Here is a 20,688-nt window from a genome sequence, read left to right as displayed (position 1 = left end):
GCCGGTCACAAAATACTATGATGGGGAATCATGATGGATAAAACCTTGTTAGCAGCGCTCATTTCGAGCCTATTGTTAGCGCCGAGTTCCTACGCCGACGAAACTCAATCAGACGCAGACGCCAATATCGAAGTGATCAGTATTAAAGGTAGTCGTTTAGATAAAGCTGCTACAGCAACGGGCTTACCCTTAACACTGAGAGAAACGCCGCAGTCAGTGACGATTATAGATCAAGAATTTATTCAGAGTTTTTCTCTTAACAATGTTGCTGACTTAATGTTTTTAACACCGGGTATTTCTGCACAGAAAGCAGAAACTAACCGCTACTTTTTCAGCGCCCGTGGTAATCCAATCACTAACTTCCAATTTGATGGTGTGCCCGTTAACTATTCTAGTTTCTTCAATGATGCTTCGACCGATACGGTTATCTTCGATCGAGTAGAAGTGGTTCGTGGTGCAACCGGATTATTAACGGGTGCAGGAGAACCCTCGGCCGCCATCAACCTCATTCGTAAACGTCCAAAATCTTCACCAGGAGGTTACCTCAGTGCAAAAGTAGGTTCATGGGACAGTTATCGTGTAGAAGGTGATAGTTCAGTTGACATAACAGAAGATGCCGATGTCCAAGCACGTTTTGCCGCCGCCTATGAAAAATCAGATAGTTTTACCGATCTAGCCGAAGATGAAAATCTGCAAATTTATGGCGTCGTTACTGCAAGATTAAGTGATAGCACATTATTCACTTTGGGCGCGGACTATAGTGACCGCGATCCTAAAGGCTCCACTTGGGGAGCGCTGCCACTGTTTTATGCCGACGGCAGTTTAGCGAGTGACCTTCCCCGTTCGACTACCACTGCAGCATCTTGGTCTAGTTGGAAACGCCATGGTGCGAACGTTTTTTCTACTTTAGAACACAACTTTGATAATAACTGGGAACTCAAACTCGACATAGAACATCGTGAGGATAAGATGGATGGACACTTGCTATATTTATATGGCTCCCCAGATAAAACCACAGGTTTGGGGATGAGTGCATTGCCTATGATTTACCAATCAACCCGTAAGCAAGATGCGGCGCGAATATTTGCTTCAGGGCCATTCGAACTATTGGGTCGAGAACATAAACTAACAACCGGCCTACTCTATTCAAAACAAGATATTAGCGCCGACTCTTTCTACACCACAGATGTTTTAAGCGTAGGCAATTTCTTTGAGTGGGATGGCTCGATTGCAGAGCCAAATTATCCATCGATTCCCACCAATGAAGAGACTGAAGAGATCCAAAAAGGTGCCTATATTGCTACCCAACTCAATCTGCACGATCAGATCACACTGCTGTTAGGTAGCCGTATCAGCCAATATAAAGTCGATCCAGGTTATGAGCACAATGATGTCATTACGCCGTATGCAGGATTGATTTACGATATCAGTAACAGTGTGTCGATTTATACCAGTTACACTGAGATTTTTCAGCCTCAAGATGCCAAAGATGCTAATAACAAACGCTTAGACCCGACAACTGGCAATAATATTGAACTTGGCAGTAAAGCCGATTTTTTCGACGAAAAACTCACCGCCAGTGTTGCAGTGTTTAAAGTTCAAAAGGAAAATGTGGCGGAAAAAGATCCTAACATTAAAGACCCACTTCCTGATGGTAGCTTTCCAATGCGCGCTGTGGATGGCACCAGTAACCGTGGTTTTGAAATGGAACTAACGGGTAGACCCACAGAGGATTGGGATCTGTACTTCAGTTACACCTACAGTGAATCTGAAAAAGCCGATGGTTCGGCCTTTGGCACACATTTGCCTAAAAACTTAGTACGATTATCTTCGCTCTATCACTTTGATGGCGCTCTAGAAGATCTCACATTAGGTGGCAACTTAAGCTGGCAGAGCAAGATTTATGTAGAAAACGCGGGGCCTAACGGCGAAAGCTCTGAACAAGCCAGTTATTTCCTTACCAATCTTATGGCAAGTTATCAACTCACTGATGATGCGATTGTCCGTTTGAATATTCGAAACTTGTTTGATGAAAAGTACTACTCTAGTATCGATTTCTACAATCAAGGTTTCTTCGGCGAACCGCGAAATGTCGAACTTAGCCTGAGCTATAATTTTTAGTCTAATTGTTAATCGCAAATACCGCGCATCACTTTTATGCGCGGTATACCTAAAGCTAAACTATCCTGTATTAAAACAGCATCCGGTAAACTTCAATGGATTAACCCTTTGGGCTCAGGGGGGTAATCCATTACAATGAAGTCCATTTTGAGTTCGTAAAACAGATGTTCCGCCTATGCCTAAGTCTCACACCCACATGCATCAACATTTGCAGATGCCACATGCTAAATTAGATCTGCAAGCTCTAGTGGACACCCTTGCCTTTGAGCAAGTGACCATTATTGGTAATGCTTCCGGCGATTGGCAGCCTGCGACCACAGGTACGACATTTATTTTTAACGGTACTCAATGGGCTGAAAACAGCAATGTAAATAATCAGATAGTAAATATCGCCAACGGTGGTTTTGCTGAATCAAAATATGCCTTTGTGGTACAAGGTCATCCACAAAGTGGTCTGCTTACCCAAGCCTTAACGCAAGTTGCGATTGAATTAACGCCTCAGCTTGGCTGCTGGCCTTCATCTGGGTTAACCACAATCGTGTTGATGCAGCAGTTGTCTCAGCATGTGCAAGTGCAGCGTATGTCGCTGTTTCCGAGTTTAGCAAGACCCAATGATTTACCGCCTGACGATCACTTACCTTGCATGGTGCATAATTGGTTAGGCGAACGACGGATTGCCCAGGCTTTGATACCATCGCTCGACTGGCCTGAATTTAGCTTAGCGTCCGTATTTTCACCTCGCCTATCCGCAATAAACCAAATGCAACCATGCCAAGTCGCACCTAGGATAAACGCATATAATCCCTTTGATTTGCTTGAGCGTTTACAGGAATCGAGCTCATTAATCGCAGATGCACTAAATCCAGCCACGCGGCAGATGCAACTTGAATGGCTAATCACACTGGCGCATACACCCATCAACATTTGGCAGCAATTTGCTCATCCTAGCCAGCTCATCAATACTGAAGCTTTATTTTTCAACCACATGCCAGAATCAAAACCCAGCTATTGGTATTTAATGGATACTCAGGCATCTCAATATCTTGATGCGATTCGCCATAGTTTGGCCTATTGTTGGCAAACGTTGTCGACTAAGCACGCGAGCTTGTGATTGGCAATCAGTCTTCAAACGGCTCGTGACCCTCCCCCCTGTCCACTGCCATTCGCATTCAAAACACATTCAAAATACCTAAGGCGAATGTCGTTTTACCTTGCCCTCTAGCGACGCTAAACCAACCTCTGTTTAAATGCATGACTCAAAACGTCACCCCCCCCTAGTTAAGGGGATTTTTACCCAATGCGATCCCCAGCGGTTCAAAGTAATTGATCAGCGCCTGAAAAATCACTTGTCTGTGGGCCTCATCGGGATAAGCCCCCTCCTTTGCCATTGCTGAAAAACGGGTTCCCGACACTAAATACGGATTCGAAATATCAGTATAGGATTCAATACAGGCTTCAAATGCTCGCGCCATCATCTCCGTTGGCCGAGAGAAGTACTGCATCCCATGTTTTTTATCTAATGCAATCGCTCGGCGAACATAATCATGGGGCTCATCACCCTGTCCACTCAACAATGTCACTTTGAAGATCTCAGATAATCGAACATTTAATGGATGATCTATGATGGGCAGATCGGATAGCCAAAGATCGCTCGCACACTGAAACCGCTTATTAGTAGGTTTGAATGATTTAGCGGCAATATAATGGTCAAACGCATGCCAAAACTCATGGGCTAAAGCACCAGCACCTGCATTTTTAGCCAATGCCAACTCTCGGGTCGCGGGAGCATAATGGGCCTGAACGCCCTTTTGGCCGCCATGACCAAAGGCCAGGCTGACGGTTTCCCGCAGCCCTAAAGTTAAAGGTGGCAATTTTAAGATAAAGGCCAGATCGGCGAGCGAATCAAATACTAAATCCGCAGCAATCCGCGATTCATCCCGCGTCACCCAGCGGCCCACACGCACATGGCTAAAACCAAAGGTTTGTTTAATATCAAGAAAAGTGATTTGTTCACCAAATCGATAATCGGGTCCATGGCGGTTATATTGCTGATTAATTAACACGACTTACCTTGAACCCTATGCAGTGAGAGACACATTAAGCTGGCTATTTAAGGTTAAAAGACAGAGGAACAAAACGCTGCATTAAGTACAATATCAAGTTAAGAATAGGAGCCAAGCAGCGCTTACTCTTGGTTTTCTCTCGGTTTAGATCGCGATGCTTAGATTTCGTCAACCATTGGGTTAGCTAAGCTTTAGCCGTTAATATCACATCATCCCAAACCACGACACGATTTCGCCCCGTAGTCTTAGCGTGATACAAAGCTTTATCGGCCTCGGCCACCAGCTTTTCAGCATCTGAACGGCACTGACTCCCTATTTCAATCGATGAAGGCACAGACTGAAGCGCTAAAATACCGCTGTTTTCTTCGATGGCATGATGAGTAATTACAGGTGTTAACGCACTCACTCCTGCCGAAAATTGATAGTGAAAATCGGCGACTATCGCTGAAATATCTTCATTCGCAAGCGCTAACATCATACGCGTCACAATTTTCTGCGCGACATCGACCGACGTTTCTGGCAGTAATAGCGCAAATTCTTCACCGCCGAAGCGACCAAAGATATCGTATGGGCGCGTGCGAGCACTGATAAATTGGGTAAAATGCTGCAATATCTTGTCACCCACTTGATGCCCATAGCGATCATTAACGAGTTTAAAATAATCGATATCCATCATGACCAGGCACAAAGGTAACTGTAGACGACTCAAGCGTTTGATTTCATGCTCTAACTGCTGGAAAAAATGCCGTCGATTGGCAATACCGGTTAATTCATCGGTGAGTGCGAGTCGATTCAACTCAGTCTGCGCATTCCTTAGGGCAAATTCGACCTGTTTTAACTGGGTAATATCGGTGCAAACAATGACCATATCGCCATTGTGATAAACCTGCTCAGAAAGTTGCAACCAGCTACCGTCGACCAGATCCACTTCAAAACGTCGAAAAGCTGATTTACGTTGATTCGCATGAATAAGTTCAAGCCATTCCTCTATGGTTTCATGATCAATTTTAGGCCCTTGCTTATGGGTAAAGGCAAAGTGCATCATGTCGTCAAAATGCCGGCCAGCCATGTCTTGATCAACAAAACCAAACATTTTCGCAAAGGTATGGTTATAAAAGATAAAATGATTGTGCTTGTCCAAAACAGCGAGGCCATTCTCGCTTAGCCGTAAGGCTTCGGTTAAAAAGGGGTAAACAGACTCAAGAGATTCTTTTTCCATCGATTATTCCTAGCAATGACGCTTTTAGAGAAGATCTCCGACATGTTTAGATTAGCAGCGTTCTACACTAATCACAGCGTCTTTGTCTTTACCCCCATATTACCGCAACGGGATTGGCTCTACCGCGATGTAAATCCCACACATTCGGCAAATAAGCTTTAAAAATCAGATCCAATACTTTGATAATTTACGATTTTACGGCCAATTTACTGAGAAATATTTCAGCACTAAAAGGTTTCTGCATGAAATGTACCTCAGGGAATAATGCTAACTCAGGAATATCATCGCTATCATTAGCTGAAAGCAAAAAGAAGCGACAGTGATGCTCAAGCTGGGTATCACTGGCAAGGTTTTGTAATGTTTGTTGCATCTGTTTGATAAGTTGCAAGCCATTCATATCTTGTAAACGGTAATCCACAATAACAATATGTGGCAATGAGTGAATCAACATCTTAAGTGCTTGCGCGGCGTTATCAACACTGAAGGTTTGAAAATGATAGTGCTCTAGCATGGCTTTGCAAATCTCAAGGTTAAACAGATTATCATCTATGATTAACACTTTTTGTTGATCATATTGAATCGTTAATCGTTCTTTCACCTCGGTAAGTTGGCAGGGAAAATGTAACAGCACTGTGGTGCCTTTGCCCTTTTGACTGCGCAACATAAACTTACCGCCAATTTGCTCAAGCAATCGATTACAAGTATAGAGTCCTAATCCCATGCCCGATGTTGTTGTATATGAGTTGGATGCGTGCATAAAGGGATCAACTAAAGCACGCTGTGCTTCCTTTGACATTCCCTCACCAAAATCGCGGATCAGTACCCTAAGCATAGGACTATGGTCTTTATGGTTACGTTTAACGCGTAAGTCCATATAACAATGCACTTCGCTACCCGTACTGTATTTAAAGGCATTATTGATAATGTTCGTCATGAGTTGGAATAACTTAGTCCCATCGAGCTCGATAAACTTCGGCAGAGACTCATTCACTACAACCTTTAAACGTTTACCCGATGTCGCACTAAAAGCACGATAGTAATCCTCAATATTGCTCAGATATTCGTGTAAATTGACTAAATGCCGATTCAATTTTAACTGCCCAGCTTCAGCCTTACTGTAATTCAAAGTATTTTCGGCAACCGAGTAAAGTAAGTTAGCTGACCAGGTCATTTTATCGATAATTTCGTCCAGTTTTTGCGGTTGTGAACGCGCTTTTTTTAACATGCGACTGTAGCCAAGAATGGCATTGATAGGAGTGCGGATCTCATGATTTATGCTGGAAAGTACTGCTAATCTAGATCGATTATCGAGCTTAATCTGCTCTACAATATGCTGATTTTTAGACTTAAAGTACAAAAGAAAAGACAGAGTAATACCAAGAGAAGCAATCAGTAAGATAATCACGATTAGCTCGACAACCTCTTTTTGTGGCACTTGATATTCTATGCGTAAATTCACACGGGTTTGGTATCCAGGAATATCCAAAGTTCGGCTATCTGAGTAGCTAAACATTGAAAATATGCCTGTGGAAAACTCATGGTTACAGGATGAACTTTGCAATAACGATTGTTCAAATTGATAGCTAATACATACACCTTGCTCCTGCTCAATCCGCGCTAATATCCGCTGATGAGAAATGGCATAGACTAAATAAAGCATATTAGGCCCATCGATATTAACAACCGCTAACGTGTAATCGGCAAGGCTAGCCTGAAGTTCCCCTTTACTATTCTTGACTAATTTAAGTGGCTTAAGTTCTGGCGCCATTGTCTGATCAGAGATATAGGCCAGTTCAAGTTCGGGGGTCAGTGTAAAAGCGACAGCAGATTTGATCTTCAGTAAGTCCTTTGCAAAAATCTCAAATTCCTGTGACGTTACCTCACTCGAAGCATAAAAAAACGATTTTAGCGCATCCAACATAATTTCATGTTGTAAGAACATATCCCGTGAAGAAGTAAAAACCGCTTCTGCTTTTTTATTGTAAATGGAGTCAAATTCATAACGTGAGTGGGACAAGGTTAACCACAGCACCAACAGAGTGACCCATAAGCCACTGAACATATTGATACAAGCGCTATATTTAAAGCTCATTAGTGTAATCCATTACGGCCTTTAGCAAGCTGCATAACTGATATTCAAACTGCTCTCGCTCGCAAACATCCATGACAGACAGCATATCTTTAAGCTGCAAGTAGCGCGCAATACCCGTAAATTGATGTTTCAGCCCTTCAATACTGTCATAGGACTCATATTGTTCTAGCTCAAGTCGCATTCGCTGTAATTCAGCAATCAGTGTCAATCGCAGTCGTGATTGCTGTTCTTGGCTGTATTGCTCAAAGAATACAGATAAGGCCTTGGGTAACTCAGTATTAGCATTCATACATTAGGCACTCCTATTATATTGAGCAATCCAATCAATAAGATAACGACCTTCAATCGGGGGACTGTACAAATAACCTTGGGCAACATCACACCCCAACTCAGAGAGAATTAACTCTATTGCACTTGTCTCAACGCCTTCTGCAACCACCTTTACGTGCATTTTCTGCGCAAGCGCGATGGTGGACTCTACGATGAGATAATGTTGGTGATTGATATCCATATCGGAGACAAAACTTTTATCAATTTTGATCTCTTTAAAGGGAATGGCATCAAGACGATCATAGGTAGAATAACTTTTACCGAAATCATCGAGGGAAATATCAATATTATTGATGATCAGCCGTGCAATTGAGTTAAGTACTCTATCTTGGTTAATGATTTCCTGTGATTCGGTGAGCTCTAAAATCAAATGGATTTGTTTATACTCACGACCACATTCGATGATGTACTCAATGAGTTCATCACAGGTCAAATCATCTGCGGTAATGTTAATCGACAAGGCAAACGCCATTAATAACGGTTGGCGCGACCAACATTGCAATGCTTGGGAAATAACCATCCGCGAAAACAAGCTATTTAGCCCCTGCTGATTCACCAGTGGCAAAAAAACGTCGGGATAAATATAGCCATTGGATTGATCGCAAAGCCGCGAAAGCACTTCAAAACCGATGATCGCCTTTGTTTTAAGGTTAATCTTAGGCTGATAACACAAAATTAATTGTTCATTTTTGAGCAATTGCCGCACATTGATATTCGCCACCATGTCTTGCACGATAGACTCATCTTGATGGGCACGGTTTCTATCGTCGGAGGCGTCTAGCAATGGCGTTAAAATGTCATTCACATTGATAGGTTTAGCAAATACGCCAAGCAAGTTGAGTTTCAAACCCGTGATAATGCTATCCACCAGTTCTAAAGTCCGTTTATCCGAGGAGCTTATCACCGCAATCGGAATGGCAGTAAATCGGGGCTCGGAGGCCAACATATTAATTACCGCAATACCGTCACCTTGATCCATTTTTAAATCTAAAATGACTAAATCAAGTTTTGCTTCTACAGCTAAGATCAGTTCAATTCCTTGATTACCATTACTGGCTTCATAGATCTCCACATTGTCCTCTGCTAAGTACTTATGGATATCAGCTTTCATGGTTTCTCTAATAAAGCGTTGATCATCTATGATGAGAATATTCATATATTGGTCTCTAACTGCATAAAGAAAATGGGATCGATCGTCTGGGATTTGGATGTAGGGATAACAGAAAGCTTGAGTAAATTACGATTCGCCATGACTTCTGTGCGACTGGAGAAAAACGAATAGTTTTTGACTGGTTTGAAGCCGCCTTCTATCGTTCTTACTTTAAATATGGGCAACTTAAATTGCGTCAATTTTCGTTTTAGTGACTCATCACAGATATTAAAACTCAAAAACTTAAGTGAGCGACTCGTGGCCAATTCATTGAGATAAACAGACATCATATAATTTTCAATATAAGGCGTTACACCAAAGGAGGAGAACACCATTAAGGTATCTGGCAAAGCTTGACTGTTATGGTTAATGACCTCAAACAAGTCCACCTCATCATTCATAAATTCGAGGGCAATTTTGCCTTGAGTGCGGCAGAATAGACTGTGTCCAATGATTTGATCCCCAAAGCTAAAAGCCACCACCAATGAGAGTCCACGGAAAAAAGGTTGAGACAACTTACGGCTCACAAAGGATAAACGCGGGTTACTTTCATAAACCAAACTAAGTTGCAGCAGGGTCATAAAGTTTTGATGGTGGCTTTCGATAAACTCGACACGATAAGGAGTATTACGGTAGTACGGATGATCGCTGCGTTCTATGGTCGATTCAAAAAGGTTAATTAACGCTAAACCTTCGTTGATGAATTTTTTGTCCTCCCGATAAATATCAAACAGTTCAGAGCCAAATATTTCAACGATTTCAGACTGTTTAGCTAGGGATGGAATGTTAACTCCCCGCTCCCAACGGCTAATAGTGATGGAGTCTAGCATATCGAACAGGCAGCTTTTTTGCCTGAGCAGACTACATAAATCTTCTTGAGATAAATTATTCTCACTGCGGGTGTGTTTTAAGAAATTGGAGAATGTCTGTGCACTTGTTTTGCTTTGATAGGAGATAGGTGTACAAATCATATCGCGTTCCATCTGAATTTTTTATTTTATCTAGCAGCTCCATATACGTCTTATGGTCGATGTCATCTACTGGCTCTGGATGTCTAAATGTAAAAGTAATCCAAATGCGTTGAAGTTTCTCGATGAAATAAAGTCCAGTGATTTTTTCGTCACTCATCACTCAGTTCCTCCATCTCAGCCTTTTATTCACCACGTTTTTTGCAATAGGAAAACGAGTATAAATGCCATTGTTTATCTGAGACCATGGCACAGTCAAAAAAGCGATGGAAAAAAGTGTCTAGTTATTCGTTCGGTTAAATCATTGCATCATCGATAAAACCGCAATCAACAGAACCCCCTATAAAACCGCATAAAATATAAGATTCACCAGCAATGGCCACAAAACGCTGAATTGATTATTTATGCGTTAAATATTCAAAATATGGGATATAACTTCGGGATTTTTCTCACTGTTCTACGTTTTTCCGCATGGTTATTCACGTTTGGAATAGGCAAACCGCGACAGTATCAGCTTAGAGATATTACTAGGATAGTTTTTAATGGCTTATGGCTTATGGCTTATGGCTTAAGCAAGCCAGCTGCGAAAATAAGTGGGTAATTGGCCAGCCCAGCGTTTAAAGGAACGCCTATCATCACTGGCGTCGCTGAAGCTGTGAGCATCTTGCGCAGGTGTAGCCAAGTAATACAGTGCTCTGATTAAACGGGTCTCATCAGCAAGTATCGACAAGTTGGCCAAAGTTTAAATCTATCTCGGCCAAACACCTTTTGAGGTGGTTGGGCTCATTATCAGTTTTTCAGCTATGTCAGGCAAACTTAAGTTATCCCGCATTAGACACAAACGAATACCAGCCACTAAGCCTAACCGCAGTTCGCATATAGTAGTGATTGACATATCCCTTGGCGCTGAATGACGGCAGCGGCGTTTGGCAACAGAGAATGCTGGTGGAGCAAGACGGCTAAAACTACTTACCCAATGATAATCAAACAGTTAAATGGTTACCTTGGAGCTGTATCGTCAAACACCTTGACGTTAACTCTGGACATTTAGCAGACTAAGATGAACAAAAGGCACAAAGTATAAAACACAGGTGTTAGAAAAAGCGCAGGTATTGGTCGTAAACATGAGCAACCGGCACCATCTGATTGCAAATTGATGAATTAACTGATTATGCACATGATATGCAAATCTAAAACTATAATCCCCGAGATTTTTCTCACATTAATGCAATAAAGTGAATAGTTAATCATAAAAAAGAGGTTAGCTGTATTCAACAGCTAACCTCTTCTCTTTAAATCAGGCGATAAATCAGATGTTCTATCATACAACCAGAGCCATGACTTCAAAACGACTCTTACAAAAGCTAACTCATACCAGAGCTAATTTTTTACGGGTACGAAAATAGCAAGCTGAGGCTAGTCACTGTAAATAACGAATGTAAAACTAACGCCTGCGAAAAACCATGCCCACACAATTCGATAGGCATGAGATTAGCCGCGTTTAGTGCCCCACGGATCGTTGTCATCCGTCGATGGGCTTGGTCCGGAACGCTCAGCCATTCTTGAATCGTTTCTTGGCTCGTTTCGGAGTTCGCTGCGGCGCTGTGAGTGGCTATTCGATGAACCATATCCAGAGCCGGTGCCACGTCCACCCGTAGGTTTTTTGCCTGAGCTTTTACCTGAACCATTACCAAAGCTCTTACCTGAGCCATAACCAGAGTTGGGACGTTTATTACCCGCTTCGTACTCGGCGCTGGCTTGTGCCTGCATTTTAGCGATAGATTCTATGGTGAGTTCCATCGGTTTACGCGGCGCGATACCTGAGGCAAAACCTCGTTCGCGTGGCTTAAGATCAAACTGCTCACCGACGGCTTTAGGCATGCGCTTGAATCGATACAGGTAAAAGTTTTCCACTTTCTCCCGTGCCCACTCAGTCTTCTTGAGGAAAATAATACAGGCCTCAATGGTCGGGTTGGTGTTAAAGCAACCTAGCTTTAATGCCGCGTATAAAATTTTCCAGCCATAAAAATCGACTAACTCAGTGATCATTGTCTCGAGTTTGAGGCCGTGTAATGGGTTGTTCTGTTGCTCTTCAATCATGGGAATTCCAAGTTCAGCCCTATTGGCTGATTTTACTGTATTAGTTTACGGTTTTAAGTTGTTAAACGAGTGACTCAATTCGCTACTAAAATTCGCGATTAGAGAAATCACTTAAGTTATGAAGTGATGAGCCACTGACGTTGTTACGACAATAGCATAGGGCATTAAGCCTTATTGCTCGTGATGCTTAGATCTTAAATCTTAAGGACCTAAAGCCTTCAAACTGAGCCATTAAATATTAGCCGTAAAATCTGCTGCTCGACAAAACTGTGGGAATAATAACGGTAAATAAGCTAAACGCCTTCTTTTATTTGCGCTAGCGAGGTTTGGTATCAGCTCTAGGGCAAAGAAAATACGCCGCAGCTGACAGTTTTAATCTGCATATCCGCGATATCACGCTAACAGGTATGAACTCAGCATCAAGCTCAAACCCGTTTCTAAATTTTACCTATGATCCGCTGATGCCTTGGGTCAACCTCAAAATAAACGCAACTGAAACGGCTCGATTTATAGCTGCGCATCACATCCTTGCTCGCATCTTTAGCCCTTAGTCTGTATACTCCGCGACCTTATTATCCCAACTTTAATGTTTTGGCTTAGAGTGGGTGAAGCGCATGTTTCATTTTGAGGCTTGTTTGTCACAATCCCCGTTAGCAAATACCTAGGAAAGCTCCTTTGATCTCTACCGCGAACATCACGATGCAGTTTGGCCCTGAGCCATTGTTTGAAAACATTTCAGCGAAATTTGGCAACGGTCACCGCTATGGTTTGATCGGCGCGAATGGCTGTGGCAAATCGACCTTTATGAAGATCCTCAGCGGAGCGTTAGTGCCAACCTCTGGCAATGTGTCCATCACGCCTGGCTTAAAAGTCGGTACCCTAAGCCAAGATCAGTTCGCGTTTGAACAATACAGTGTGATCGATGCGGTGATCATGGGGGATGTTGCCCTGTGGAAAGTCAAACAGGAACGCGATGCAATCTACGCCAATCCGAATATGACCGAAGAAGATGGCATGCGCGTTGGCGATCTTGAAAGTGAATTTGCCGAAATGGATGGCTACAGCGCCGAAAGCCGCGCCGGTGAAATTCTGCTCGAAGCGGGTATTGAAGAATCTTTCCATTACGGCCTAATGCAACAAGTCGCACCGGGTTGGAAACTACGAGTCCTGTTGGCACAAGCACTATTTGCCAACCCAGATATTTTGCTGCTCGACGAACCAACCAACAACTTGGACATACATACCATTAGCTGGTTAGAAGCCGAGTTGAACAAACGCAAATGCACCATGATCATTATTTCCCATGATAGGCATTTCTTGAATGCCGTATGTACCCACATGGCCGATATCGATTACGGCGAACTGCGCATTTACCCTGGTAACTACGAATACTTCCTTGCACAATCGTCTTTGATCCGTGAACAATTATTATCGGGCAACGCCAAGAAAAGTGCTGAAATCGAAGAACTGCAAGACTTCGTCAACCGCTTCGGTGCCAACGCATCTAAGGCAAAACAAGCCAGCTCGCGCGCGAAAAAAATGGACAAGATCAAGCTTGATGAAGTGAAATCATCAAGCCGTATTCACCCTTCTATTCGTTTCGATGCCGGCAAGAAAATGCATCGCCAAGCACTGATCCTCGAAGATTTGGCCCACGGGTTTGATGGTGAGCTGCTATTCGAAGGCGGCGACTTAATCCTCGAAGCCGGTGCAAAATTAGCGATTATCGGCGAAAACGGCGTGGGTAAAACCACTTTCCTACGTTGCTTAGTCAATGATTTAGAACATAATAAAGGCTTGATCAAGTGGTCAGAAAACGCATCAATCGGCTACTGTCCACAAGACAGCAGTGACGAATTTGATAATGACTACACGTTAATGGATTGGATGTCACAGTGGCGCCAACCTAAGCACAACGATCTTATGGTACGCGCCATGTTAGGCCGTCTGCTGTTCACCGAAGATGACGCGAACAAGAAAGCCCGTAACTGTTCAGGTGGTGAGAAAAACCGCTTGTTATTCGGTAAGTTAATGATGCAAGACATCAATGTGCTAATCATGGACGAACCGACTAACCACATGGACATGGAAGCCATCGAAGCACTCAATAATGCGTTGAAAGACTTTGAAGGCACTTTGATATTCGTCAGTCATGACCGTGAGTTTGTATCGTCACTCGCAACACGTATCATTGATATTAAAGATAAAAAAGTGATTAACTTCCAAGGCACTTTCGATGAGTACCTTTCAAGCCAAGCTGAAATGGAAGCGAGAAAAAGCGCGTAATGTTATTCGGCTAACTTACGTCGATTAACCCAGCGTTATCGCATAAAAAAGTCGTCATTGGTTATCCTGTGACGACTTTTTGTTGGGCTAAATCTGACTAGTTACTCATTAGCTTATTAATTTTTTTAACCAATATCTCACGATTTTTAGCCAGTTTAAAAATTGTCGGCAAATGTCGAATGACTATCGGCTCAGACTCGAATACCGCATTGCGATCTTTGGCCTGAATATAATCACGGATCTGAAGCATCATCTGTTTATTAAATGCCCAAAGTGAATGACCTTTAAACTCAAGGGAATAAAATGCGTCATTGGGCCATTCAAGTCGATGTTTCTGTTTTGCCATACACTGATAACAACAAATAAGACCAAGATCTGTACCATCTGTAAAAGCACTGTTCGCCCTATGTTCCCAAGTCGAAGTACCTTGGTATTTTTCTGGCAATTTTTCCCGCCAAGAAGCATCCAATAGCGGAGGGAAAAACAGCACACCAGGCCATTTATGGGCAAACCTTTGATTAAACTGCTTGATCTCAAACTGCCTACCCTCAAATAAATGCACATCTTTTTTCTCTAAACGAAAAACATGGGCAAAGGTAAAAGTGGCGCAGCCAGTACAATGGGGGCAAGTAACCTCAACTCCGTTTGGCAGGCTAAAAAACTCATAAAATCCTGTCATAGATACGACATTCCAAATGATTTAGAGACTAATTTGGAGCTCATCAATTTTCCAACCACCTTCATTTATCATGCTAATTCTTTGTTTTTCATTCGCCTCCGATGCATTACCACAGAGATCTTTTTGTGCATATTCAAGAACGGCCGTATCCCCTTCTATCACCTGCGACACTAAGGTGAGTGCTTTGCACTTGGCAGTCGCTTTTGAAAATGAAAGATAAGATGCGATCACTTCATCGCGGGACTGCTTCATCTGCTGCATATACTGTGGGAACTTAGACTCAACATCCGCTTGCTTACGTTGGGTATAGTAAGCCTTGTCCTCTTGATAACTCATCCCCTGCTGTACCTTAGCATTGTACTCGTCATAGACTTCGCTCGGCGATTTAGGCGTTGTACAACCTATCAGCACAAGCACAGATATGGGCAGTAAGAAAATCGATTTCATCATCTAACCTCCAAAACTAGACATGTATTATCAATAAATTCCATGGTGCATTCATCTGCTTGTTGTCACTGAACGAGTGCGCCATATATGTCTACCAAATACTCCTTATTCTCTTTGAAATCAATTACCTTGGCAGAAATTAAACCTTTACTATCAACAGGTAACAAAATCAATGAAGATAAAATGTAATGCCACCAAGATAACATGTAAATAGTTCATTGATTACTTTAGCTTGGCAGCGTTGCTCATTCAATTGCAGCACAGTTGCTTACCTTGGCGAGTGCTAAAAATAAGTGCCATAAAGCTGTGAGCATGCTCTAAATTGCAGTATTTGACAGGTCATTGTCTAATGCGTTAAAAGGCACAAAGGTCTTTTTATCGAGCCAGAGAGGCGAGCGATTTTGTCCTGCAAGCTGATAAGCCCAAGTAGTAATGGCTTCAGAGCGATCACTCTCACAGACGAAATATCGACTGAGTTCAGAGTGTAACGTTTGGCCATGCTGGATAATATTTTGCTCATACCAGTTATCTTTATGGTGCTGAGCGGCAAGATGATCGCGTTTTTGATTATTACAACTGCTATGTGCGAGGACAAAATTATGGCCTAAATCATTAGGATATCGTGCCCAAGGGATAAAATGATCCACTTCGCCTGTTTCTTTTAATGATTTTTGGCAATAGAAGCATTGGCCTTTTTGAATATCAAGCAGTACAGGTCTAGCATGGGTGATCGTCTGTCTGTCGCTACCAAACAGAAACTCACTTAAATTGCCTTTACTGCCTATAATGACCTGATTTGCTGGAAACTCGGCGATTTTTTGTACCCATTGAGTACGAGCCAATGACACCACTAAATCGTGAAATCGCCTGAAGCAAAATGCGATACCCGGATTCAACTCGATGTAATTTTTCGTTTTATCATGGGGATAAAGAAAACATTCTTCATTACGTGACAAGTTTTGTAAGCGCCATAAGGGGCCATCTTTAAACGTACCGCGCGTTTTACGCAATAAAGCTGGATAACTAAGATGCACTTTTAACTGGGATAGACTGTTAACACCTTGATGGCGTAGTTCAATCAAACTGTTGATCAAGGCTGATTGCTTTCCACTATTTTGGATCAGGACAAAATACCCATCATTGGCACCAAAAGGCAAAGAGTGTTGCCAGTAAAGTTCAATAAACTTCTCTACCAAATCATCAATACTGATCGCGGTTTTCAGCGCAGGATCGGCATTGAGTATTAATGGCCGTTCGATACAGATATCGGCGATCGCATGCAGTAAGGCAAATTTGTAAGTTGCAACGAAATCCCCTTCAACTAACAGACGTTGTAAATAGCTAATAAATTCAACTTGTCTTCTCGCATCAATCGGCATTCAGTCGCTCCTGAATAATAACGCTTGCTTCAGGTGCATTTACGTTTGGCATCAGTTTGGGTGTAAAAACTAGCGTCTGCCAATGCACTTGTGAGCGACCGAGTTTATCGGTTTCATCTTGGCTCAAATCTAAAAGTTGTAGCTGACAATCTGCAGCCAGTGTGAGCAGCTCATCGACACTGACTGGGTGCATAACGCGCGCATCGGGGCTTGGGCCATGGCGCAAACTGATGACTAAAAGTCCAGTCGAATTGAGTAAGCGTGAGAGTGTTACTAGTGCAAGTGGGCGCTCTGAGGAAGATAAATGCATCCACACAGCGCTGAGTAAAATCAGATCAAACTGTTGCGCTAGGCCAACCACTTTTTGCAACTGAGGTAAACCATCCTCAATCCAACGCACGGGTAGATCCCGAGTTAACACCTGCCCCATTTTCGCTAAAACAACCGCAGGTTCGACTGCAATAATTTGTGTCTTTTTGCTCTGTGCTTTTTCGGCTAAATAATACACATCCCGCCCAGAACCAGCTCCCACATCCAATATCGACAATGTATTTTGGGTGAGTAGAGGCAAAAGATGATGCAACCAACTCGAATGCACTTCTTCAAAGGTTTTAGACAAATACTGTGCCGCGAGTATTTCGGCGTGGTCATTATAAAACACTGTGCTCACTGACAACGATCCTTTTGCAACAAGTGATTATTTTTACAGACGCTAACTTATCACAATCGTATTTGATAAAAAATACATGTCATCATTATCATGCTGTTTTGCATAAAATATTTAGCATTATGCAGCTCGCGATCACTGTGCTGATTTCGGCTATTCGCCCCAATATTCTTATCAATGCCTATGCAATCTCAGCATTTTCCCGTCGTTTTTTTCGCAGTGGTTTACACTCTATGAGTGAGTGTAAAGATAAGTGCAATTGATTGAATCTGTTACATGCTTCTCCAGAGCAGTTTCCATTTCAGTGTGGGAGTGAACGGGTTTTAACGTCTTGGCGTAGCGTCTATATAGAGATTAAGACCTAGGGCTCAATTATTTAGGATATCTATTGCCTATGAGTTTTGAAGATTCGTTAGAGCAACTTAAACGACAGTTTTTACATGCACTGCCGGATAAAAAGAAACAAATCATTACCTTGTGGATTTCATTGCGTAAAAATTGGGACGCTCACATGCTGTCTGCCGTGTACCGAGAGGTGCATAACTTAAAAGGGTCGAGCGAGACCTTTGGGTTGTCAGATACCAAACACATAGTCGATAAACTGGAGTTGCTGCTTAAGGGGCTGCTCAATGCGCCAGCCCCCGAACTTCCTACTATCAAAGGCTTAGATACCCTCTTCCACCAGTTGTTACAAAACAATATGCGTGGCCAACCGTCGGCGCCAGTAGTAGAGGCGCAAATGCAGCAAAGCCCCTATAAACCGTCAAAGGCGCGCCATGAGCACCATATTGCCATCATAGAAGACGATGGTAATGTCGGTGCGATGATCACAAAGCAGCTGCGAGAGTTCGGTTTTAGTGTGCAGCATTTTTTGAATTTCACGAGCTTTTTGGTGGTGCAAAATGAAACGCCCTTCGATCTGATTCTATTGGATTTAATTCTGCCCGATTGGACTGAAGAGGCCTTGTTCGAAGCCGCCACTGAGTTTGAGAAGAACAATACCCGAGTGTTTGTTTTATCCTCGCGGGGGGATTTTGACATGCGGCTATTGGCCATTCGTGCCAACGTCAGCGAATATTTTGTTAAACCTGCGGAAACCACTTTATTGGTGCGCAAAATCCATCAATCTCTCAAAATGTCAGAGAAACAGCCGCTTAAGGTGTTACTGGTGGATGATCAACAATCTATGGTGGATTACTTTTCAAGCCTGTTACGCAGCCATGGTTTGATGGTAAAAGGGTTGTCCAGTGCCGAGCAAGTCTTGCCTGCCCTTGAGCAATTTGAGCCTGATTTGTTTATCTTCGATTTGTACATGCCCGAAGTGAACGGGCTTGAGCTGGCAAAGATGATCCGCCAATTGGATAAATACACCTCGAGCCCAATTCTCGTGTTGAGCTCAGACGATACAATGCAGAATAAAGTCAGCATCATACAAGCGGGATCAGATGACTTAATTTCAAAGCAAACCGCGCCGAGTTTATTCGTCGCGCAGGTGATTTCCCGTGCTCAGCGGGGTCATGACATTCGCAGTTCGGCTAGTCGCGACAGCTTAACTGGGCTGTTAAACCATACCCAAATTCTGGTGGCTGCGAGACGCTGTTTTAACGTAGCGAAACGGATTAACTCTCAAGTTTGTATTGCCATGTTCGATTTAGATCACTTCAAAAAGGTCAACGATACTTATGGTCATTCCGGTGGTGATAAGGTGTTGTTGGCATTTGCCCACCTGTTACAACAATCCTTACGTCAAACTGACTTTACCGGCCGCTACGGTGGTGAAGAATTTATGTTAGTGCTGCCAGATATGCAAAAACCACTGGCGATTGCCAAGTTGAATGCGATCCGTGAAAGCTTTAGCCATATCGTATTTGTTGAAGATGGCGTCGAATTTAAGGTGACGCTCAGCGGCGGTTTAGCCTTTTCGGATCAATGTGAGGAATTTCAAGATTGCCTGTTACTGGCAGATAAAAACCTTTACGAAGCTAAGCGTTTAGGTAGAAATCAGCTCGTGGTTTCTCCGACTGACTAACCCTAAACAGAATGAGCCACTGCAGCGCACAAATCAGTTCGGCGTAATGCTCTTCCTGCGAGACTCACGCTCTATTCGTTACTTTTTAATCCCACTCAGCGTGGGCGGTCACAGTGAGCTTAAATGGTTAATGAGCTTGCTCGGCATCTGCGATAACTCCACCACATAATCTACTGCACGGCACTTTATTGCTTCTCGTGGCATGCCAAATACCACACAACTTTGTTCATCTTGGGCAAATGTAGTGACGCCTTTTTGGTGTAGCGCCACCATGCCTTCGGCGCCATCTTTGCCCATACCAGTTAAAATCATCGCGCTCATATTGGGCGCGGCACATTGGGCCAAGGCCGTAAACATCACATCGACCGAAGGTCTGTGGCCACTGACCTTTTCATCTTGGGTTAATTTGACTTTATAACTACCACCCACTTTGATGATCTCAAGGTGATGATCCCCAGGGGCAACATAGGCATAACTAGGTAAGAGTCGTTCCCCATGCTCGGCTTCTTTGACAGTGATCCGTGACTGTCGGTTTAAACGTTCCGCAAAAGTTCGGGTAAACCCCGCGGGCATATGTTGGGTGATCACTATCGGCGGCATAGCCGCGGGTAAATGTTGTAATACATAAAGAATGGCTTCAGTACCGCCAGTAGATGCGCCTATCGCGACTAAATGCTGTGTCAGGGTTGTATTGGCCAATACTGGTCGCTTACTTGAAACAGGGCGTACTGGCTCAACAAATTTCTGCGGCTTGATGATTTTAGCTTTCGCGGCAGATTTGATCTTATCTAAAATCAAATCCTGATAATCATGGATACCTTGGGGCGAGTCTAATTTCGGTTTAGGGATAAAATCCACCGCGCCTAAGGACAAGGCGTTAAATGTCGCATCAGCGCCCTGCTCGGTTAACGATGAAATCATCACTACTGCAGTGGGTCTGGCTTTCATCAAGCGGTCCAAAAATGTTAAACCGTCTACTTTGGGCATTTCAATGTCTAAGGTAATCACATCGGGGCAAAATTGGTTCACCAGATCCTTGGCCTCATAGGCATCGGCAGCGAGCCCAACCAGAGACAGTTCAGAGTCAGCCTCAATCATTTTACCGAGCAAGCTGCGCATCAGCGCAGAATCGTCAACAACTAACACTTTGATCGTCAT

Annotated in this window: 16 protein-coding genes; 4 read left to right on the top strand and 12 right to left on the bottom strand. The window is 43.2% G+C overall.

What is annotated here, in order from left to right:
* Window positions 1-33 precede the first annotated feature (33 nt).
* A complete protein-coding gene (locus GWI56_RS13810; protein ID WP_198573219.1) occupies window positions 34-2,121 on the top strand; it encodes a TonB-dependent siderophore receptor in 2,088 nt (695 codons plus the stop codon).
* A gap of 175 nt (window positions 2,122-2,296) precedes the next feature.
* Window positions 2,297-3,232, top strand: a complete 936-nt coding sequence (locus tag GWI56_RS13805; protein WP_198573211.1) for a hypothetical protein — start codon at window positions 2,297-2,299, stop codon at window positions 3,230-3,232.
* 163 nt (window positions 3,233-3,395) lie between these two features.
* Here GWI56_RS13805 and GWI56_RS13800 read toward each other — a convergent pair whose 3' ends face one another.
* From GWI56_RS13800 to GWI56_RS13770, 7 genes are all read right to left on the bottom strand, one after another.
* Window positions 3,396-4,184: a CLCA_X family protein gene (locus GWI56_RS13800; RefSeq protein ID WP_198573210.1), complete on the bottom strand. Its 789-nt coding sequence runs from the start codon at window positions 4,182-4,184 to the stop codon at window positions 3,396-3,398.
* Window positions 4,185-4,368: 184 nt separating this feature from the next.
* Window positions 4,369-5,403 (bottom strand): sensor domain-containing diguanylate cyclase, encoded by a 1,035-nt coding sequence (locus GWI56_RS13795; RefSeq protein WP_198573209.1) that lies wholly within the window; start codon window positions 5,401-5,403, stop codon window positions 4,369-4,371.
* 187 nt (window positions 5,404-5,590) lie between these two features.
* Window positions 5,591-7,495 carry an ATP-binding protein gene (locus GWI56_RS13790; RefSeq protein WP_198573208.1) on the bottom strand — a complete coding sequence of 635 codons (1,905 nt, stop codon included), beginning with the start codon at window positions 7,493-7,495 and terminating at the stop codon, window positions 5,591-5,593.
* Complete coding sequence (locus tag GWI56_RS13785) at window positions 7,485-7,784, bottom strand: hypothetical protein (protein ID WP_198573207.1); 300 nt, start codon at window positions 7,782-7,784, stop codon at window positions 7,485-7,487. Before GWI56_RS13785 ends, GWI56_RS13790 begins: the two co-directional genes overlap by 11 nt.
* A gap of 3 nt (window positions 7,785-7,787) precedes the next feature.
* On the bottom strand, window positions 7,788-8,981 hold the full coding sequence (locus GWI56_RS13780; RefSeq protein WP_198573206.1) for an EAL domain-containing response regulator: 1,194 nt from the start codon (window positions 8,979-8,981) through the stop codon (window positions 7,788-7,790).
* Entirely contained in the window at window positions 8,978-9,946 is a 969-nt protein-coding gene (locus GWI56_RS13775; RefSeq protein WP_105253121.1) for a helix-turn-helix domain-containing protein, read from the bottom strand. The genes GWI56_RS13780 and GWI56_RS13775 overlap by 4 nt, the downstream gene beginning before the upstream one ends.
* A gap of 1,488 nt (window positions 9,947-11,434) precedes the next feature.
* Window positions 11,435-12,043, bottom strand: a complete 609-nt coding sequence (locus tag GWI56_RS13770; protein WP_198573205.1) for a VF530 family DNA-binding protein — start codon at window positions 12,041-12,043, stop codon at window positions 11,435-11,437.
* Between the two features lie 675 nt (window positions 12,044-12,718).
* Here GWI56_RS13770 and GWI56_RS13765 point away from each other — a divergent pair.
* Window positions 12,719-14,329, top strand: coding sequence for an ABC-F family ATPase (locus tag GWI56_RS13765; protein WP_198573204.1), 1,611 nt, complete (start codon window positions 12,719-12,721; stop codon window positions 14,327-14,329).
* Window positions 14,330-14,426: 97 nt separating this feature from the next.
* Here the strand turns inward: GWI56_RS13765 and GWI56_RS13760 are convergent, their stop codons facing one another.
* The 4 genes from GWI56_RS13760 to GWI56_RS13745 all read right to left on the bottom strand — a co-directional run bounded on the left by GWI56_RS13760 (window position 14,427) and on the right by GWI56_RS13745 (window position 17,504).
* Window positions 14,427-15,008 (bottom strand): hypothetical protein, encoded by a 582-nt coding sequence (locus GWI56_RS13760; RefSeq protein WP_198573203.1) that lies wholly within the window; start codon window positions 15,006-15,008, stop codon window positions 14,427-14,429.
* A gap of 21 nt (window positions 15,009-15,029) precedes the next feature.
* Window positions 15,030-15,458: a hypothetical protein gene (locus GWI56_RS13755; protein ID WP_198573202.1), complete on the bottom strand. Its 429-nt coding sequence runs from the start codon at window positions 15,456-15,458 to the stop codon at window positions 15,030-15,032.
* 314 nt (window positions 15,459-15,772) lie between these two features.
* A complete protein-coding gene (locus tag GWI56_RS13750; protein WP_198573201.1) occupies window positions 15,773-16,834 on the bottom strand; it encodes an HNH endonuclease signature motif containing protein in 1,062 nt (353 codons plus the stop codon).
* Window positions 16,824-17,504, bottom strand: coding sequence for a class I SAM-dependent methyltransferase (locus GWI56_RS13745; protein ID WP_198573200.1), 681 nt, complete (start codon window positions 17,502-17,504; stop codon window positions 16,824-16,826). Before GWI56_RS13745 ends, GWI56_RS13750 begins: the two co-directional genes overlap by 11 nt.
* Window positions 17,505-17,895: 391 nt before the next feature.
* Here GWI56_RS13745 and GWI56_RS13740 point away from each other — a divergent pair, with 391 nt between their 5' ends.
* Window positions 17,896-19,530, top strand: a complete 1,635-nt coding sequence (locus tag GWI56_RS13740) for a diguanylate cyclase (RefSeq protein ID WP_198573199.1) — start codon at window positions 17,896-17,898, stop codon at window positions 19,528-19,530.
* 108 nt (window positions 19,531-19,638) lie between these two features.
* Here GWI56_RS13740 and GWI56_RS13735 read toward each other — a convergent pair whose 3' ends face one another.
* Window positions 19,639-20,688 carry a chemotaxis response regulator protein-glutamate methylesterase gene (locus GWI56_RS13735; RefSeq protein ID WP_198573198.1) on the bottom strand — a complete coding sequence of 350 codons (1,050 nt, stop codon included), beginning with the start codon at window positions 20,686-20,688 and terminating at the stop codon, window positions 19,639-19,641.

Origin of the sequence: Shewanella sp. DW31, assembly GCF_015767295.1 — a bacterium.
Lineage (GTDB): Bacteria > Pseudomonadota > Gammaproteobacteria > Enterobacterales > Shewanellaceae > Shewanella > Shewanella oncorhynchi.
The sequence above is the reverse complement of the archived record's forward strand: the minus strand, read 5'-3'. Positions and strand labels throughout refer to the sequence as shown.

Bases quoted from the DNA above. Each gene is read 5' to 3' on its own strand.
- GWI56_RS13810 (WP_198573219.1), top strand. From the start codon at position 34: ATGGATAAAACCTTGTTAGCAGCGCTCATTTCGAGCCTATTGTTAGCG.
- GWI56_RS13805 (WP_198573211.1), top strand. From the start codon at position 2,297: ATGCCTAAGTCTCACACCCACATGCATCAACATTTGCAGATGCCACAT.
- GWI56_RS13795 (WP_198573209.1), bottom strand. From the start codon at position 5,403: ATGGAAAAAGAATCTCTTGAGTCTGTTTACCCCTTTTTAACCGAAGCC.
- GWI56_RS13790 (WP_198573208.1), bottom strand. From the start codon at position 7,495: ATGAGCTTTAAATATAGCGCTTGTATCAATATGTTCAGTGGCTTATGG.
- GWI56_RS13785 (WP_198573207.1), bottom strand. From the start codon at position 7,784: ATGAATGCTAATACTGAGTTACCCAAGGCCTTATCTGTATTCTTTGAG.
- GWI56_RS13780 (WP_198573206.1), bottom strand. From the start codon at position 8,981: ATGAATATTCTCATCATAGATGATCAACGCTTTATTAGAGAAACCATG.
- GWI56_RS13775 (WP_105253121.1), bottom strand. From the start codon at position 9,946: ATGATTTGTACACCTATCTCCTATCAAAGCAAAACAAGTGCACAGACA.
- GWI56_RS13770 (WP_198573205.1), bottom strand. From the start codon at position 12,043: ATGATTGAAGAGCAACAGAACAACCCATTACACGGCCTCAAACTCGAG.
- GWI56_RS13760 (WP_198573203.1), bottom strand. From the start codon at position 15,008: ATGACAGGATTTTATGAGTTTTTTAGCCTGCCAAACGGAGTTGAGGTT.
- GWI56_RS13755 (WP_198573202.1), bottom strand. From the start codon at position 15,458: ATGATGAAATCGATTTTCTTACTGCCCATATCTGTGCTTGTGCTGATA.
- GWI56_RS13750 (WP_198573201.1), bottom strand. From the start codon at position 16,834: ATGCCGATTGATGCGAGAAGACAAGTTGAATTTATTAGCTATTTACAA.
- GWI56_RS13740 (WP_198573199.1), top strand. From the start codon at position 17,896: ATGAGTTTTGAAGATTCGTTAGAGCAACTTAAACGACAGTTTTTACAT.
- GWI56_RS13735 (WP_198573198.1), bottom strand. From the start codon at position 20,688: ATGACGATCAAAGTGTTAGTTGTTGACGATTCTGCGCTGATGCGCAGC.